This window comes from Romboutsia sp. 13368 (assembly GCF_018336475.1).
Classification (GTDB): Bacteria; Bacillota; Clostridia; order Peptostreptococcales; family Peptostreptococcaceae; genus Romboutsia.
This window is the reverse complement of the sequence record NZ_CP048741.1, coordinates 1,803,933-1,804,842: the sequence shown is the minus strand read 5'-3', so window position 1 is coordinate 1,804,842 and position 910 is coordinate 1,803,933. Positions and strand designations below refer to the sequence as shown.

Below are 910 nucleotides of genomic sequence, written 5' to 3'. Positions count from 1 at the left end.
ATTATAAATATAAAAATACCGATTTACCCTAAAAAAATTAAATCTATAAAAAAGGAGATAGAAAAAAGTAAAAGAAAAAATATACTAATTAAAAATATAACTTCTAGAAAAATTTTATCTAAGGATATTTTAGGTATTTTAGAARCTTTAAAAAAAATAGAGATAGAAGAATTCTATTCAGATATACAAATAGAAAGCACAAATATTCATATAACTATTTTTTCTTATTTATTTATAAATTTAATTTATGGAAATTTAATAAATATTATAAATCCAAATAAATTTTATATGAATATAAAACCTAACTTTATAGAAAATAATATATATATAGATTTTAAAATACACATAAAACCTACGATAAAAGATTTAATTAATATATTAAAAGCTGCATTTATAGCAGTTAAAAATAGTAAGAAAATAAAAGAGGAGGATAGCAAAAATGAGAGCTACAGGGTCGATACAAAATATAATGGAAACAACACTTGATACTATAAAAGGTTCTATAGACGCAAATACTATAATAGGTGATCCTATAAAAACTGATAATACCGTTGTAGTACCTATATCTAAAGTTACTATAGGTTTTGGTATAGGTGGAGGAGAATACTCTAAGGGATATAAAAAAGAAGAGCATATAGATAATAATGACACTAATTTTGCTGGAGGTAGTGCAGGTGCAGTAACTGTTCAGCCAGTAGCTTTTGTAGTTGTAGAAAATGGAGAAACTAGACTTATGAGCTTAGATAATAACATAAATATGATAGATAATATATTGACTATTACTCCAAAAGTTATAGAAAAACTTCAAAAAATATCTAAAAACAATAAAGACATTTAACATAAAACTGATACTAAAAAGTATCAGTTTTTAGTATAATTAACTAATAAAGGTAAAGTGATATTTCACTTA

General features: G+C 22.8%; 1 protein-coding gene. It reads left to right on the top strand.

The genetic code is table 11. From position 1 onward, the window contains the following. The first annotated feature begins 439 nt into the window (after window positions 1-439). Window positions 440-838 carry a GerW family sporulation protein gene (gene ytfJ / locus G3997_RS07345; protein ID WP_296644967.1) on the top strand — a complete coding sequence of 133 codons (399 nt, stop codon included), beginning with the start codon at window positions 440-442 and terminating at the stop codon, window positions 836-838. The last annotated feature ends 72 nt before the right edge of the window (window positions 839-910 follow it).

Bases quoted from the DNA above. Each gene is read 5' to 3' on its own strand.
- ytfJ (WP_296644967.1), top strand. From the start codon at position 440: ATGAGAGCTACAGGGTCGATACAAAATATAATGGAAACAACACTTGAT.